The organism is Photorhabdus viridis (genome assembly GCF_040256935.1).
Lineage (GTDB): Bacteria > Pseudomonadota > Gammaproteobacteria > Enterobacterales > Enterobacteriaceae > Photorhabdus > Photorhabdus viridis.
In genome coordinates this window covers 1-16,751 of record NZ_JBEJZY010000065.1, presented here as the reverse complement: position 1 = coordinate 16,751, position 16,751 = coordinate 1, and the positions used below count along the sequence as shown (strand labels likewise).

The window sequence follows — 16,751 nt, the reverse complement described above, 5'->3', positions numbered from 1 at the left end:
AGCGGCGGGACTCGTCGTTTCTGCCCATGGAGGCCAGTGTAAATCCGTCACACAGACGGTTGCGGCCTAGGAAGTGGGAAGCCTCGCCCGACAGGGCGGGGAGCAGTCACCCAGGGAGAATAAACAGGTAAAGAAACAGATTAAATTTAGCATTTTGCTTTAACCATGCCCTGACTTTCCGGCTTTTATGAATGCCATAGTTATGTGACTGCTCACCGCCGATTGAGCCTGTCAGAGTATGAGAAGTTTTCATAACTGATAAGTCAGCATTTTCAAACTCGTCCAGGATATTGCACTCCTGATGATAGTAATTCCTGCCGCTTGCGGTTATATGCATGTTTCTGGTGGTTCGGTTGATTAGGGGGTTTTTGAGATGTTCTTCAAGCTCATTAATGTTCTTACTGACATTCGCTCATGCATTAGCCTTGATATAACCTACGAAACTCATCTTAAAATTCATAGAATAATCCGTCATATTTCAAGTTGCCTCTTTGTTGGCTGTGCTCGCTCACCCCGGCCACATAGTTATCTATGCTTCCGGGGATTCGCTCCCTTGTCGTCGCGATATATCTTGAAATCCATAGGGTGTAAGTATTAATTAAATTTCAAAAATAAATAATAATATTTTAAATTAAAAAATAAGTTAATAAAATTATTTTCTTTTTTATTAGTTTATAGAATAAATTACATAAATTATAATTCAAAGTTAAATAGTAAGAAACATAAAAATAGTGGTGAAAATGGTATTGTAAAAAACAAACAATTAATTTTATGAAAAATGTGAATGGTGTCAAAAAAAAGAATATTTACTATAATAAAATGGTTAACGGTTAAAAATTATTTAATTACTCTTGGCTTTAGCATTGAAATATAAAAAATTGTTATCGCAGGGTGGGGGGTAGCGCCTAAATTATAGTAAAATATAATTATAATCAAGCATTGTAGATATAATGATCATTTATTTTTTTGAAATGATATTTTATTCTAAGCTATTTTTAAACTAAGTTTTTTATAAAAATGTGAACCTAATTGTTGAATGATAATAAGCATTCATGCTCTCGCCTTGACAATTATAGAGAATGAAAAATGAAAAAATTATCTAAAGTCACATTAGTAAAACGAGATCATATTCCATCGATGCGCACTATTGAAGTGAATGGTGTGGAACATTGGTTAGGACACGTAAAAGATTTTATGAAAAATAACCAATTGATAGATTTTTTACCAGATGATAACCGTATATCCATGGCATGGGTTCGTCTTGAAGCCGGTGAAGAATTAGAACCACATATTCATCCAGTAGAATCAATGATTTTGCTCTGTGAAGGTTCTGCTGAATCAACAGGGGATATACAAACAGCTATGGAAGCCGGTGATGCGCTTTTAGTTCCACCTGGTTGTCTTCATGGTTTCAAAGGTGGTTATCCCGATGGTTTCTGGGGATTATCCATTCAATTCGATTCTCGTGGCCTTTACGAGGATTTTACTGACCCTTGGGCAACTTTCCTTCCTGAGCAAGTTAATAAAAATTTAGGTACTACAATTGCGGAACAATTATTTTTTCGTAATGAGATTTATATGGAACGTTTTGATAAGCATAAACTTTTTGCCTTAGTAAATCGTGGACTATTAAAAAAAACACAAGCAAAGAAAAGATTTCTCGATTGTTTCCAAGTTTGGTCTGATCATTTTCAGAAAATGGTGTTAACTCGTGCTGCAACATTACACAACGCTGCTTTCGAAGAGATTACAATGTCCCATCTAGAAGAAGAATTCGGACATAATCGTGCTCTCAAAAATAGCCGTATAGATTTTGAACCTGTATTTGATCCAGTTCTTGAAGCCGCAAGTTCATGGTTTGCTTATAAAATGACAACAGCAACTGAATTAGAAAAAGTTGTTTTAGTTCATTTGGTAGTTGAAGCCTCAGCTATTTTCTTCTACAAACATATTAAACCTGTAATGGATGATACGACTCCTAAAGCTCACTTTGACATTCATAGTATTCTAGATGATGAACATGTACGTATGGGCTATGAATTCATATCTAACTACAATATTGCAGATGGAAAACCTTTATTTGAGATCCAAAATAAAGGCTGGGCTATGTTAATGACTGTAATGTCACGTATCGCTGATTTAACAGTATACGAAAGTAGTGCAATGGAAAACGAATCCTAGGAGTTGGTTAATGAACCTTCAATGGGGTAAAGAAGGCACCCGAAGGGTGCCCTCCAAAATTTATATATGTAACCAGATATATGAACAAGAAATTAAAAATATTTTTCTGGGAAACACATGGAATTATGTTGGGCTTTCTTCAGAGGTTGAAAATTTTGGTGACTATATACAAACATTTGTGGGAAATGTTCCTGTCATTTTAATTCGTGATAGAAAAGGAATATTGCGCGTATTTGTAAACCGTTGTCCCCATAGAGGAGCTAAGATCTGCCATAACCCTCAGGGTAATACTAAGCTACTTGTATGTCCTTATCATGAGTGGTCATTTAGTTTAGAGGGTAACTTAGCTGGGATGCCTTTTAGAAAAGGTATTAATGGAAAAGGTGGAATGTCTGAATTTTTTCATCCTGAAGAACATGGTTTGCAGGCTCTTAATGTGACTGAAAGACATGGTGTTGTATTTGCTAGTTTTTCATATGATATTGAACCATTTGAAACATATTTAGACCCTGTCATGCTCTCATACTTTGATCGTGTTTGTGATGGTAGGAAACTAAAAGTTATTGGGAAAATGCAGCATAGAGTTAACTGTAATTGGAAACTTCAAATTGAAAATGTAAAAGATCCATTTCATGCAGCACTTCTGCATTCATTTTTTAAAAACTTCGGTATTTGGCGTTCAGATCAAAAAACTAGTGTAAAAGTTTGTTTTTCTGGCAAAAGCAGTGTATTAGTATCAACAGCGTCTTTCACCGAAGCTGAAATTAAAAAAAATGCAGAGGCAAAAACAGAGTTATCACTTTTAGATCCGAGAATCATCGAGCATCAGCGTGAATATGACCATGGTACAGGCGCAATTATGACTGTTTTTCCAAATCTCATCCTGCTGCAACAACTTAATTGCTTAGCTATGCGTCATGTTATCCCTGATGGTACAGATAGTTGCATTAAAATTTGGACTTTTTTTGGCTATGAAAATGAATCTGAGGAGTTGACGAAACGGAGATTATTTCAAGCAAACCTACTCGGTCCTTCAGGATTGGTTACCATAGATGATAATGAGATTTTGGCTGTAACCCAAGAAGGGGCTAAAAGCATGCCAGACTCCGAAATCATTTTAGAAGCTAGTGTTGGTGAGTCGAGTGAAGACCACATGATGACAGAAGCGGCTATCCGTGGATTTTATAAATATTACCGAGGAGTTATGAATCTTGGATGATTATAAAATTTGGTTTACTATCAATAGATTGTATAGCTTATACAACAAAAATTTAGACTCAAAAATATTAGATAATTGGGCATCATATTTTACAGATGATTGTATATACCGGATTACTTCAAAACAGAATATAGATAATGGATGGGATCTATGCTTTGTTTTTTGTGAAGGAAAGAAAATGCTCATAGATCGTGCATCCGCTTTATCTGGGTCAATTTACTTTAGAGACAGAGTACAACAAAGGATAACATCTAATATATTATTGACAAAGCTCGAACGCGGTGGAGAGAAAATATTAGCCAATACAGAAACAATATTTACAGTTCATGAAAGCATATGTGGTCAAGAAAATAAGTTGCTAATAAGTGGTATAACTAAGGATATTATCGAATACAAAAGTGGTGCTGCTTTATTTAAAGAACGTCTCTGTATTTGTACAGCAGATATTATTACAGATTCAATTGTGTACCCGATCTAAGTTGCATTCTATATAATTAAATGAGAATGAATTTTTTACCCTACATTTTGCATAAATTTGGGGAATTTTTTCTCCGAAGGATGTAGACATGAACACGACCATTTTTGGTTTTTAGGCTTCTTTGAGAAATGCGGTTTTTTTTGATAAAAAACATTCACAGCATCAAAGAAATAGGTATTATTTCTATAGTGAAAATCTGTTGTGATCCTGAAAAGGGAAGTATTAGATTAACAGTTGGTATTTACTATAAAGCACATTGAAATTACTGAATTTAATTATATTGATTATGATTTAAATCACAATAATGAGGTGCGGAATGACGGCTTTACCATTATCAGGAATTGTTGTTATTGATTTAACGCGGCATAGGGCTGGTCCAGTCACATCACGACTACTGGGTGACTGGGGAGCCGAAATTATCAAGATTGAGGAACCTACCGATAAAGGTGACAGTATGGGGGGGACTCGTGAAGGTTTTGATTACCAAAACCTTCATAGAAATAAAAAAAGTTTATCAGTTAATTTGAAAACAAAGCAAGGACAAGGGATTCTCCAGCGTTTGGTTCGTAAAGCTGATATCGTGCTTGAAAATTTTAGGCCTGAAGTTAAGTTTCGTTTAGGTGTCGATTATGAATCTTTGAAAAAAATTAATCCTCGTATTATATGTGGCAGTATTAGTGGCTTTGGGCAAAATGGCCCTTATAGTTCTCGACCAGCTGTTGATCAAATAGTACAAGGCATGTCAGGACTTATGTCTGTGACAGGTACTCAAGAAAGCGGTGCGCTCAGGACTGGTGTTGCTATTGCTGATATTAGCTCAGGCATGAATCTAGCTCAGGCAGTTTTACTGGCACTATATCATCGAGAAAAAACAGGTGAAGGACAATGGGTATATACTTCACTTCTTGAATCAACTTTAGCTATCATGGATTTCCAAGTCGCTCGATGGCTTGCAGATGGCAAAACACCTGAACTTATGGGAAATGACCACCCGACATTAATGCCTGTTGGCGTCGTAAGAACTAAGGATAGTGAAATAAATATTGCGGCTGCAGAAGATGAAAAATTCCAAAAGTTATGTCATCTGCTTGATATAGAAGATGTTTATTTGAATCCTCAATATTCAGATATCTATAATCGTTCAAAAAACAGAAAGCAGCTTATGGATGAAATTCAAGCTGTAACACAGAAATTCGAGAGTAAACAGCTAATACAAATTCTAAATGAGAATGGGATACCAAGTGGTTACATCTATGATATAGCACAAGCTATGTCCGATCCGCAAATTCAGTATTTGCAGATGAAATGTTCTATTAAGCACCCATTATTAGGCGATTTGACTCTGGTAGGTCAACCCATGCATCTAAGCGCTTTCTCTGACTTTGATACAGTACGTAATCCTGCTCCAGAACATGGGCAACACACAGAAAATTTATTAAAAAATTTCCTTGGTTTTGATAATGATGAAATTGCATCGTTTCGCAAAATAGAAGTTATCTAGAAACAATAAGATAATAAATATATTTAATTAATAGAGATGAGACAATGAATGCACCGTACACTGAAATATATAGTTTTTGGTCAATAAAATCTTTTATAAAGCTATTTTTATTATGGCTAGCTGGTGCAGGAACGCGTTTGACAATATTGGCTACCCCGCCAATTATTTCTGACATTCATCGCGATCTAAATTTAACTGAAACTCAAGTTGGGATTATTTCTGGCTTGCCAGCAGTTTTATTTGCTGGTACCGCAATTCTAGGCTCTCTATTAATTGCAAGAACGAGCGCAATAAAGACTCTTATCCTTGGTTTGCTGATTACAAGTTTAGGTTCTGCATTCCGTGGAGCAGCCGATGATATAATTATTATGTATACGGCGACAATGATAACAGGGTTGGGAGTTGCTTTTATGCAACCTGCATTACCTTCTATTGTAAAGGATTGGTTTCCAAAACATATTGTGATTGCAACGGCTATTTATGTTAATGGTCTTCTTCTTGGAGGCGAAGTTATTCCTGTTGCAGTGACAAAATCTATTTTATTACCTATGGTGGGATCTTGGCGACTTACATATGTTTTTTGGGCTGCGATAACATTAATAATTGCAATTTTTATATACAATTTAGCACCTAAAAATAAACATGAAATAATATCGATAAATAAAAATATAAAGTGGGTTCCAGAATGGAATAATATTATATTGTGGAAGTTAGGATTAATAATGGGATGTGTAAATGCAACATATTTTGCAACCAATTTTTTTATTCCACGTTACTTACATGAAACTAATTTTGAGAATTTAACATCTATTTCTTTGGTTGCTTTAAATTTAGGGCAAATCCCTGCTTCTATTATTCTTATGATGACAAGAACTACTGTAGCAAAACTACGATATCCATATTTGATATCAGGAATAGGATTAATTGCATCTTTTAGCAGCATTATGTACTTTGGTACTGAATATATAGTTATTGGTTCAGCATTCATCGGTTTTTTTTCTGCTATCGTTTTAATACTAATGTTAGGACTACCTAGTATGATTAGCGAGCCACATGAGGTGCATAGATCTACTTCACTAATGTTGACAATTGGTTATACTTGTGCAGTTATAACACCAGTAATTAGTGGGTTATCATGGGATATTTCAGGAAATCCAAGTTATGTATTTCTTCCTATGATGATATGTTCAATCATCTTGTTTATTTCAGCAATAAAAAAACCAATAGTAAACAAAGTTATAAAAAATAAAATTTAAAATCTGTAAGTGATAATTTTGGAGATAAAACAAAATGAGTGATAAAATTGAATATACCATACGTAAACTAACTCCATACTTTTGTGCAGAAATACGTGATATCAAACTAAATCATCCATTAAATAAAAATATAATAAAAACTATTGAATTAGATCTTGAAGAACATGAAGTCTTGGTATTTCCAGATCAAGATCTCACATCAGAAGATTTAATGCGTATAGGGAGATATTTTGGTCAGTTAACTGTACACCCTTTTGCAGAGAACAGTGAAAAAAATCCAGAGTTAATAGTATTTGATTATAAGAATGGTAATCCACCTGTATTAACAGATCGCTGGCATTCGGATGAAACATATAAGCTTTGCCCCCCTATGGCTACAATGCTTTATTCAAGAATTGTTCCTGAAATAGGTGGTGATACTTGTTTTAGCAGTATGACAACTGCTTATGATTTTCTTTCAATAAAAACTCAAGATTTCATCCGAGGATTGGAAGCTATACATGACTTTTCATCGTATAAATATCTTTTTCCAGACACAGAAGAAGGTAAAAAATTATTACAAAAGAAAGAGTTGGAATATCCTCCAATCGCCCATCCAGTTGTTCGAATTCATCCAAAAACGAAAAAGAAAACCCTATTTGTTAACCAAAATTACACTCGTTATATAAGAAATATGGATCAACGAGATAGTGATGCGCTATTGACACAATTATTTAATACAACATCAGTACTTGAATATCAATATAGGCACCATTGGAAACCAAACATGTTAGTAATGTGGGATAATCGCTCTGTACAGCATGCTGCTGTTCATGATTATTATCCAAATCGCCGATATATGGAGCGGGTGACTATTGAAGGTGATCAACCAATTAGTGAGTCGGAATCTGTAAGCCCTGAACAATTGCGTAAATTTAAAGTACCAGCATATAACCATAACGATTCACGCCGTGCTAAACGTCAATTCGAGATTGAAAGTTAGTCCTAACTTAACAAAGGGACGCTTAAGTCCCTTTTTGCTTTTCACCTGAATGTATTGGTTAATAAGATGAATTCTACAATAAAGTTGAGTGTCCAAGACACAATTAGATTTGCAAAGATATCATCTTTGCACATAAAAATATTATTTTTATGTTTGAGCATTCTTATTTTAGATGGTTTCGATACTGCTCTGATCGGTTATATTGCTCCTGCTATTGTTGATAGTTGGGGGATTTCAAAAACAGACCTTGGGATTGCTATGAGTTCAGCATTGGTTGGTTTATCTGTGGGAGCTGTAACATCAGGTCCTATATCAGACAAACTAGGGCGTAAACCTGTTATTGTAATTTCTGTTTTCATGTTTGGAATATGTAGTATTGCAACGATATTTTCTACAACTGTCTACCAATTATCATTCTGGCGTTTATTAACCGGAATAGGTATTGGAGCTGCTATGTCTAATGCTTTGACATTGATTTCTGAATATGCACCAGAAAATAGAAAGTCACTTATGGTTAACTCTGTATTTTGTGGGTTTCCCTTCGGAGCAGCTATGGGAGGTATTCTTGGCTCCTTTATGATTCCCAAGTTTGGTTGGGAGAGTATGCTAATTATTGGCGGAATTATCCCTATACTTTTAGTTTTTCCACTTATTTTCATTCTTCCAGAATCAGTTTTATTCTTGATTAATAAAAACAAATCGGAAGAAAAAATAAAGAGAATTTGCAAAAAAATAGTTGGTGAAAATTATAATAAAATAGATTTTTTAAGATTAAAATTTATCGAAAAACAAAAAATTAAACCTATTAATGAAATTTTATCCCATGAACATTTATCATCAACTTTGCTTCTCTGGAACGCATATTTTATGGGATTATTAATATTCTATGTTGTCACAAATTGGATGCCTATACTTATCAAAGACTCTGGTTTTGAATTAAGTTATGCAACTATTTTAACTGCTTTATTTCCTTTAGGTGGTGGAATTGGGACGATAATATCAGGAATTATCATGGATAAGTTATCTCCTCATAAGATAGTATCATTTAACTATCTCATAACGGGTATTTTGCTCTTCTCTATAGGATATGTTGATAATATAATCAGTTTAGGAATATTAATCCTCTTAGCCGGAACGACAATGAATAGTGCACAAGCATCTATGGGAACAATAGCTACACTTCATTACCCTACAACCTCCAGAGCTACAGGTGTATCATGGATGCTTGGAATTGGTCGTGCAGGAGGGATATTAGGTGCGATGTTTGGAGCATGGCTAGTGCAACTAGGATTAGGCTATCGAGGGGTACTTATGACTTTATTCATTCCATCTGCGATTGCATCTATTTCATTATTTAGTTTACTTATAGTCTTAAATAATAAAAAAACTAAAATATTTTCATCAGGCGGATTCGACTAATAAGTGCAATTTTTCAGAAGGGCGGTCAGTTGCTATAGTAGGCATCTTTCTTGCCAAAGGAAAATGCACTATGGCCTATACACAACTGACCGAAACAGAAAGATACCCGATTTCCAGTTTAAGAGAAGCGGGTTTTTCACAGCTTTTTATTGCGGAGTCACTTAAGCGAAGCCCATCGACCATCAGCAGAGAATTGAAGAGAAATCAAGAAGTCCAGACATACTGCCCTGAACAGGCTCATTTGAAGGTATTGGCGCGTCGTCATTTTGCTAAGAAAGCCGTGAAAATAACGCCGGAAGTAAAAAGGTGGATAAAACGGTTAATTTGGAAAGATTTAAACCCTGAACAGGTGGCTGATTATTTGAAGCAACATAAAGGGATATCTTTGCATCATGAGACGATTTATAGACTGATTTATCAAGATAAAAGAGAGGGGGGTGATTTATGGCAACATCTGCGAATAGCCAGAAAACCCTATCGCAAACGCTATGGTCACGATGAAAGAAGAGGTAAAATTAAAAATCGGGTCAGTATTGATGAACGCCCGGAAATTGTTGATAAAAAAGAACGTATTGGGGACTGGGAAGGAGATACGATAATAGGGAAAGATAAAAAAGTGTCTTATTAACATTGGTTGACCGCAAGACGCTGTATACAATTATCGTTAAACTTGATAGCAAGCGGGCATCAGAAGTCGCGAAAGCGGCAGTGAAAGTATTATACCCGTTAAAACAAAAGGTTAAGACCATCACGTCCGATAACGGTTTGGAGTTCGCAGATCATGAAATCATCGGTGAAGAATTAGAAACCCAAATTTACTTTGCTCACCCTTATTCGCCTTGGGAAAGAGGGATCAATGAGAATATCAATGGGTTAATCAGACAACACTTTCCAAAGGGAATCAATTTTAATGAAATCTCTGATCAGGAAATAAATTTTGTGGTAAACCGATTAAATAATCGCCCTCGAAAAACACGGGGTGGGAAAACACCGAATGAATTATTTAAAGGAATACGAACATGTTTACTTCCAGATTAACGATGTTGCACTTATTATGTGAATCTACCTCCTTAAATTATTTTTTATAAAAATTATTAATTGTATCTTCATTTGAAGAAGCGGAATGAATAACCTAATACTCTTTAATATTTTGGTAGTGTTCAACAATTTATTATTCATAGGCAATTTCAAGGAGAAAATATGACAAGTTCAAAAAAACCTATTCGTGTAGCAATTGTTGGTGTTGGTAACTGTGCATCTTCACTAATTCAAGGTGTAGAGTATTACAAAAACGCACCTGATGATCAGAAAATTCCAGGTTTAATGCATGTCCGCTTCGGAAAGTATCACGTTTCTGATATTGAGTTTGTTATGGCCTTTGATGTTGATGCAGCCAAGGTTGGTCTAGACTTATCTGAGGCAATTAATACATCAGAGAATAATACTATTAAAATTTGTGATGTTCCAACAATCGGAGTAGAGGTACTTCGTGGTCCAACGTTGGACGGTCTAGGATATTATTATCGACAACTTATTCAAGAATCTAGTGAGCCACCAGTTGATGTGGTTTCTTCATTGATAAGCGCTAATGTTGATGTTTTAGTTTGTTATCTTCCAGTAGGTTCTGAAAAGGCAGCCCGTTTCTATGCACAAGCTGCAATTGATGCTGGTGTTGCTTTTGTGAATGCGTTACCAGTGTTTATAGCTAGTGAACCCGAGTTAGCAAAAAAATTTGAAGAATCAGGCATTCCAATTATAGGTGATGATATTAAATCCCAAATTGGCGCAACAATCACTCACCGTGAGTTGGTAAAACTTTTTGAGAAAAGAGGAGTTACCCTTGATCGTACATATCAATTAAATGTAGGTGGCAACATGGACTTCAAAAATATGCTGGAACGGGAACGCTTAGAATCTAAGAAAATTTCCAAAACCCAAGCAGTTACTTCAAATACTTCAGCTATATTGTCGAAGAAAGATATACACATAGGTCCTTCTGATTATGTCCAGTGGTTAGATGATCGGAAGTGGGCATTTGTCCGTTTGGAAGGGCGTAATTTTGGTGATGCGCCTGTCTCAATAGAATATAAACTTGAAGTTTGGGATTCACCTAATTCTGCTGGAGTGATCATTGACGCTGTGCGAGCAGCAAAAATTGGTTTAGATCGTGGGATTGGAGGACCATTAATTTCTGCTTCCAGTTACTTTATGAAATCTCCGCCAGAACAATTTTCCGACGAAATGGCTCATGAAAAAGTTGAAGCCTTCATAAGGGACGAGATACAGAAATAAAAATCCAATTACACTTATTATGTTAATAAGTATCAACTACTTATAGTTAAATAAGGAATACTATTAGCCTTTTAAGTACATATAATTTATTTAAATTTAATTTTTTAGTTGTGAGTAGTGTGATTTATTTAACTAACGAGCAAGAAAAATGCAGTGAAAAATATAAATTAATCTCATTGGTATTTATTTCTTAAAAATAGCTTTCAGATATTTATATAAATATTAATCTGGTGGTAATTAAGGTCTAACCAGGGTGAGAGAGTGAGTGCTTAAATTAAAAACAACACGAACAATATCCAAACTATTTTGATGACATGATGTGTTGAATTGCTTCAAGCTTAATCTGACCGAGAGCTATTTTCGTTCTAATTATGTTCATAAAACGTTCGCGCTCTCACCCTGAAGGTCTAACAAAGTTGTACTGTATTTATAAATTTAGAGATATAAATCATCTCCAGATTAATAACATGGTTGCACTGTCACCTTAAATTGTCTCTATTTAATAGTGACTATTACATATTCTGTATATATTTTCATGAATGATATTTTTCATGGGTAATACAATTAAATGATTTCAATATATAACTAATGAAAACACAAGGTATGTATTGGAACACTGTGATTATATATTAATAAAATCAATGAGAGATTAATTTCTAAAATAGCATTAGAGAAGATTATGGTATTACCCCCCTAAATAAGGAATATACCCAAGAAACTTCAAGATGCAGTTTTTAGCACCTGAAAATGGTCGTTAATTCTAGACATCAGCGAGTCCGCTATATCCGGTAGCGTTGTGGTGAAAAATTTGAAGACGTTGTCTCGAAATTCATGTTTATCAGCGAAATAACGGTTATTTCGAACCTGTTCATTCATGACCTTCCATAATCGCTCTATTGGGTTTAAATTTGGGCTATAGGGAGGAAGGTAATGTAACTCAATATTGCTAACATAAGCCCACTCCTTCACGAGATGAGCTTTGTTGTAACCCGCCCCATCCACAATAAGGTGAATTTTTTGATGATAGTCAGGATAAGACTTTCTTATTTCATTGAAAAAACAGCAAATGTTGTAGTCATTAATGGTTTGATATTCCTGGAACACCGTACGACCAATGGCATTCAGGTTGAGCGCGCCCAATATATTCAGGCGAGTCCGGCTTCCTGTAGTTTTGACTGTTTTTTTCTCGCCCTTTCGCATCCAGCCATAACTGAGTTTGGTACCTTGAGTCGGGTGAACCGCGTCAAGAAAAAGGATGGGTTCGTCTTTCGCTGTGACTTTAAGATTCTCATAATATTCAATAAATTGTCGCTGTTTTTCTGCGTCGAATTTATGAGGGACGCCACAAGGTTTTTTATAAGAAAAACCCTGACGGTGTAGCCATTTATTCATGCCGGGAATGCTAAAGGTAATATTCCAGAGCTGAGCAACATAGGCCACGATTTCATGGGTGTGATGGAAAAGATGTTGAGATAAGTGATTGATTAAAAAATCAGTTTGTTCTCGGGAAAGCAAACTATCAGACCCTCCATTGTCAGATTTAAGTTTACCTTGATTAAGGTAATCACTGATATGGCGGTCAACGGTGGTCTGATGGAGTCGCAATGCCTGGGCGATCATCACAGAACTCCACCCTTCAGAAGCCAGAAGGATAGCTTTTATTCTGTCTCGTACCTGACCATCACGAGTGGTGTCGTGAAGACGTTCAAGTTTGATTTTTTGTTCTGATGTAATAAATATTTTCATAGCGAGGATAATGATCTCCATTTCGGATAAAATCAAGCATCTTCAATGATTACGGGTATATAACATAATGATAATTAAATAAGAGTTTCTTTCGCTGGGTTCACAAGTCAATACATAATATATGACACTGGAAGCTCATAGGTAATATCATGATTAATTTTTACAAAAAAAATGCAATTAAAATATTCATTGTTTATGTGGTTATTTTTTCGGCAACGCTTATGTTAAATTATATTGTTTTCCATAATGGATTTGGAGTAAAAAATAAAATAGAAGAAGCTTTTAAAGCTTATAATAAAAATAAAAAAGAAACTGGCTATGATAGGTTTATCACTCCATACCATAGATAGTCTTTATATACTCTATAAACTTCAAATTGTAACCTACAAGACAACCTGATTTATTATATTTATCTCTGTGAGGAGAAATATAAAATGCACCTTGAAGTTAAATTGGCATGGCTATTCATTTTGTTATTAACGGGGTGGAAATTTACCTATATGACTTTTCAAAATGGTAGGAGTATTCCTTATCCCGCGCGTCACGCGGGATAAGGAAAAATCACTACTGATACTCTCACTATTATGAAAAGGCATATAGTGTTAGGGATCCAGGTTTCATGCTGCTTTCAGCCATATAAAACCCGATCTAAATACCCTGCGGGTTAATAACGTTAATATTAATGAAGTTTCTATGTGACATTATATTTTAAGAAATTACCCTATACAAAACAAAACTGCCATAGGTTTAATATTTACATAAACTCAAATCTAAATATCCATTGAGGTATAACACAAAATTAGTTCCATAACATAATGAGGTAACCAATATGAAAGGCGCAATTATAGGCTTTGGAGTAATAGCAACTGGACATCTCGCAGGATATCGGCAGTGTAATGGACTTTCAGTAACCTCCATTGTCGATGTGTCACCAGAGAGACGACGTATAGCGGAAGAAAATTTTGGTCTTACAGCTTACTCTACATTTGAGCAACTTGTTAAAGCCGAAGATCTTGATTTTATCGATGTGTGTACTCCTCCTGACACTCACGCTATCTATAGCGCTCAGGCATTAGATTATGGACTTCACACATTATGTGAAAAACCTGTCTTTTTACCTGACTTATCGGGATATAGGGACCAAATATCCAAAATAACTTCAAGCGATAAACTGTTTTATCCTTGTCACGTATACAAGTTTTCTCCTGTACTTACAGAAGTGCGAAAAATCGTGCAGGCAGGGGGGTTAGGAAAAATTGTGTGTGCAGATTTCAAAACCTTACGCTTAGGTCATGCCTTAGGCGTAAAAGATTGGGATCCAGATTGGAGAAGAAAATCGAGCATATCAAAAGGAGGGATTCTTCGCGATCATGGACCGCATAGTATATACGCAGCAATGCACCTAACTAATTCCACTCCCCTATCAGTTTCATGTATCTCAGGACGGTTTCGTGATGTATTTCCAGACACTGAGGATACAGCTTTTGTTCGTATGCACTGTACAAATGATGTAGAAGTAAGCTTTACATTATCATGGTCGGCTGATCATAGAAGTACCTGCTATAGCATATCAGGAACTCGAGGTTCAATAATAGTTAATGATGATGAACTAACTTATGCATCAGATGGAAAAGTCATTAAAAAAACAATCAATTCTGAATTCAATGATCCTACACATAAAAGTTGGTTTCGGGATATGTTTCTTGATTTTGAAGATTTAGTTATGAATCCAACACGTCGTGCTCCACTAATCATTGAGTCGCTCGTGACATCGGCTACTATAGACGCAGCATATGATTCCAGTTTCCAATCAGGAAAATGGATTGATTTGGATATTCCTAATTACTCAGCAACTTGAATTATGAGTTTAACTTTAAGAAATAATAAGGGACTTCTCTTTAGATTTATATATAGTTCCGCGAGTAATTATGCTTTGCTACTTAGACGCAGCTAGATTTACCAAAATTTACAATAAATTGATTCTAGAGCAAATAGGAGAGTTTTAATGTCAATAAAAACAGGTCAGCGGATAACGTTGAACGAATCACAATCTTGGCTGGCACTTTGCCTGCTTTGTTTACCAACCGCTGTGCTTGCTTTAGATATGAGTGCATTATACTTGGCTTTAGCACACATAGCTGCCTCTCTTGACACTACGTCAGTAGAAGAACTGTGGATTTTAGACATCTACCCACTCATGATTGCAGGATTTCTGATGCCAATGGGAGGAATGAGTGATCGTTGGGGAAATCGTCGCGTCTTATTAATTGGGGGCGCTGCTTTCGCAGTGCTTTCAGCTGTAGCTTCTATGTCACCAACCTCCTCTATTCTCATTATAGTAAGGGCAGCACTAGGCATTGCTGGTGCAACACTTATGCCAGCGACCCTTGGTCTGATAAGTGAGATATTCCAAAATCCACACCATCGTAGACGAGCAATTGCAATATGGACTGCTGCTTTCATGGCGGGGTTTGCTCTTGGGCCAATAATAGGTGGGGCTTTATTGGAATTTTTTGGATGGGAAGCTATTTTTCTCTTAGCTGTTCCTGTAATACTTCCCTTGCTAATAGCTGGTCCGATAGTTTTTCCTAAAGGATTTAAGCTTGAAAACCAAAAACAATACGATTGGATTAGTAGTATACTTTTTCTTGCTACTATACTTCCGCTTGTTTATGGGTTTAAAGGACTTGTCAGTACTGAAATAAAGCTAAGTACTACTTTGGTTTTAGCTTGGGGGTTTATTGCCGGAGGAATATTTGTTATTCGGCAACTTAAAGTCAGTAATCCCCTTCTGGATCTTAAAATGATCCTATCCAATGCAGGAGTAGCGACTGCATTGATGATACTTTTATTGGGGCCTTCTATTATAGGAGGCTTAACTCTTTTTGTACCTCAATATCTCCAGCTAGCTTACGGACTAAGTCCTGTTGCTGCTGGCGCATCAATTGCACCTGCATCACTTGGACTGCTTATAGGAGCGCTTATATCTCCCGCCCTTTCAAGGAAAATGAAAAGCAGTGGAGCAGTTATTGGGATAGGATTTCTCGTGATGTCAGTAGGTCTTATTACTATAGCGCTTGGCGTTCAACTAGGCCCAGTGTGGGTGATAGCAGGTATTGTTGTTGTGTATTTAGGGGCAGGTCCTTTCGATGCACTAGGTACTGATATCGTGATTTCCTCAGCACCCGAAGGCAAGAGTGCTTCAGCAGGTGCAGCAGCTGAAACAGCGACTGAACTTGGTATGGGACTAGGTATAGCCCTTTTCGGTACACTAGGGACAGTTGTTTACCAACGAATTTTAGCCGGAGGCCTTGTTAGTAGCGATATTAATAGTTCTATCGTAGAACATGCTGCGAACTCATTTTCTATCGCTATGGCAGAAGCCTCCACGTTAGGAGGAGTTAAAGGTGCTTATCTTAGGGAACAAGCAAGTGATGCCTTTGCATCGGGTCTTGCTGTAGTTGCAGGTTCTACTGTAATAATTGCTATATTTTTATCCATAGTATCTTTTATTTTTCTTCGAAAAACAGCTTAAGCGAGTTTCCAAATGGAGAAGTATTGTGATAGTGACTGCTCCCCGCCCTGTCGGGCGAGGCTTCCCACTTCCTAGGCCGCAACCGTCTGTGTGACGGATTTACACTGGCCTCCATGGGCAGAAACGACGAGTCCCGCCGCTT

The 16,751-nt window shown here is 36.2% G+C and carries 12 protein-coding genes and 4 pseudogenes; 13 read left to right on the top strand and 3 right to left on the bottom strand.

Features of this window, described 5'->3' with window-relative positions; translation table 11 throughout:
* Positions 1-70, top strand: a pseudogene (locus ABR397_RS20720) (RNA-guided endonuclease InsQ/TnpB family protein); the annotation flags it as partial.
* 36 nt (positions 71-106) lie between these two features.
* Here ABR397_RS20720 and ABR397_RS20715 read toward each other — a convergent pair.
* Positions 107-397, bottom strand: a pseudogene (locus ABR397_RS20715) (hypothetical protein); the annotation flags it as partial.
* Positions 398-1,086: 689 nt separating this feature from the next.
* Here ABR397_RS20715 and ABR397_RS20710 point away from each other — a divergent pair.
* From ABR397_RS20710 to ABR397_RS20670, 9 genes and pseudogenes are all read left to right on the top strand, one after another.
* Positions 1,087-2,181, top strand: coding sequence for a cupin domain-containing protein (locus tag ABR397_RS20710; protein ID WP_350307367.1), 1,095 nt, complete (start codon positions 1,087-1,089; stop codon positions 2,179-2,181).
* Positions 2,182-2,191: 10 nt separating this feature from the next.
* Positions 2,192-3,400 carry an aromatic ring-hydroxylating oxygenase subunit alpha gene (locus ABR397_RS20705; protein WP_350307366.1) on the top strand — a complete coding sequence of 403 codons (1,209 nt, stop codon included), beginning with the start codon at positions 2,192-2,194 and terminating at the stop codon, positions 3,398-3,400.
* On the top strand, positions 3,393-3,878 hold the full coding sequence (locus tag ABR397_RS20700; RefSeq protein WP_350307365.1) for a hypothetical protein: 486 nt from the start codon (positions 3,393-3,395) through the stop codon (positions 3,876-3,878). The genes ABR397_RS20705 and ABR397_RS20700 overlap by 8 nt, the downstream gene beginning before the upstream one ends.
* A 316-nt stretch (positions 3,879-4,194) precedes the next feature.
* Positions 4,195-5,379 (top strand): CaiB/BaiF CoA transferase family protein, encoded by a 1,185-nt coding sequence (locus tag ABR397_RS20695; protein WP_350307364.1) that lies wholly within the window; start codon positions 4,195-4,197, stop codon positions 5,377-5,379.
* A 44-nt stretch (positions 5,380-5,423) separates the two neighbouring features.
* Complete coding sequence (locus ABR397_RS20690) at positions 5,424-6,635, top strand: MFS transporter (protein WP_350307363.1); 1,212 nt, start codon at positions 5,424-5,426, stop codon at positions 6,633-6,635.
* Positions 6,636-6,669: 34 nt separating this feature from the next.
* Positions 6,670-7,617, top strand: coding sequence for a TauD/TfdA dioxygenase family protein (locus tag ABR397_RS20685; RefSeq protein ID WP_350307362.1), 948 nt, complete (start codon positions 6,670-6,672; stop codon positions 7,615-7,617).
* Positions 7,618-7,683: 66 nt separating this feature from the next.
* A complete protein-coding gene (locus ABR397_RS20680; protein ID WP_350307361.1) occupies positions 7,684-9,036 on the top strand; it encodes an MFS transporter in 1,353 nt (450 codons plus the stop codon).
* A 70-nt stretch (positions 9,037-9,106) separates the two neighbouring features.
* Positions 9,107-10,074: pseudogene (locus ABR397_RS20675) on the top strand (IS30 family transposase).
* A 162-nt stretch (positions 10,075-10,236) separates the two neighbouring features.
* Entirely contained in the window at positions 10,237-11,328 is a 1,092-nt protein-coding gene (locus ABR397_RS20670) for an inositol-3-phosphate synthase (protein WP_350307360.1), read from the top strand.
* A 720-nt stretch (positions 11,329-12,048) separates the two neighbouring features.
* Here the strand turns inward: ABR397_RS20670 and ABR397_RS20665 are convergent.
* On the bottom strand, positions 12,049-13,074 hold the full coding sequence (locus ABR397_RS20665; protein ID WP_011146066.1) for an IS630-like element ISPlu3 family transposase: 1,026 nt from the start codon (positions 13,072-13,074) through the stop codon (positions 12,049-12,051).
* Positions 13,075-13,223: 149 nt separating this feature from the next.
* Here ABR397_RS20665 and ABR397_RS20660 point away from each other — a divergent pair, with 149 nt between their 5' ends.
* The 3 genes from ABR397_RS20660 to ABR397_RS20650 all read left to right on the top strand — a co-directional run bounded on the left by ABR397_RS20660 (position 13,224) and on the right by ABR397_RS20650 (position 16,609).
* Positions 13,224-13,424, top strand: coding sequence for a hypothetical protein (locus ABR397_RS20660; RefSeq protein WP_350307359.1), 201 nt, complete (start codon positions 13,224-13,226; stop codon positions 13,422-13,424).
* A gap of 479 nt (positions 13,425-13,903) precedes the next feature.
* Positions 13,904-14,932, top strand: coding sequence for a Gfo/Idh/MocA family protein (locus ABR397_RS20655; protein WP_350307358.1), 1,029 nt, complete (start codon positions 13,904-13,906; stop codon positions 14,930-14,932).
* A gap of 147 nt (positions 14,933-15,079) precedes the next feature.
* A complete protein-coding gene (locus ABR397_RS20650) occupies positions 15,080-16,609 on the top strand; it encodes an MFS transporter (protein WP_350307357.1) in 1,530 nt (509 codons plus the stop codon).
* Between the two features lie 71 nt (positions 16,610-16,680).
* Here ABR397_RS20650 and ABR397_RS20645 read toward each other — a convergent pair.
* A pseudogene (locus ABR397_RS20645) lies at positions 16,681-16,751 on the bottom strand (RNA-guided endonuclease InsQ/TnpB family protein); the annotation flags it as partial.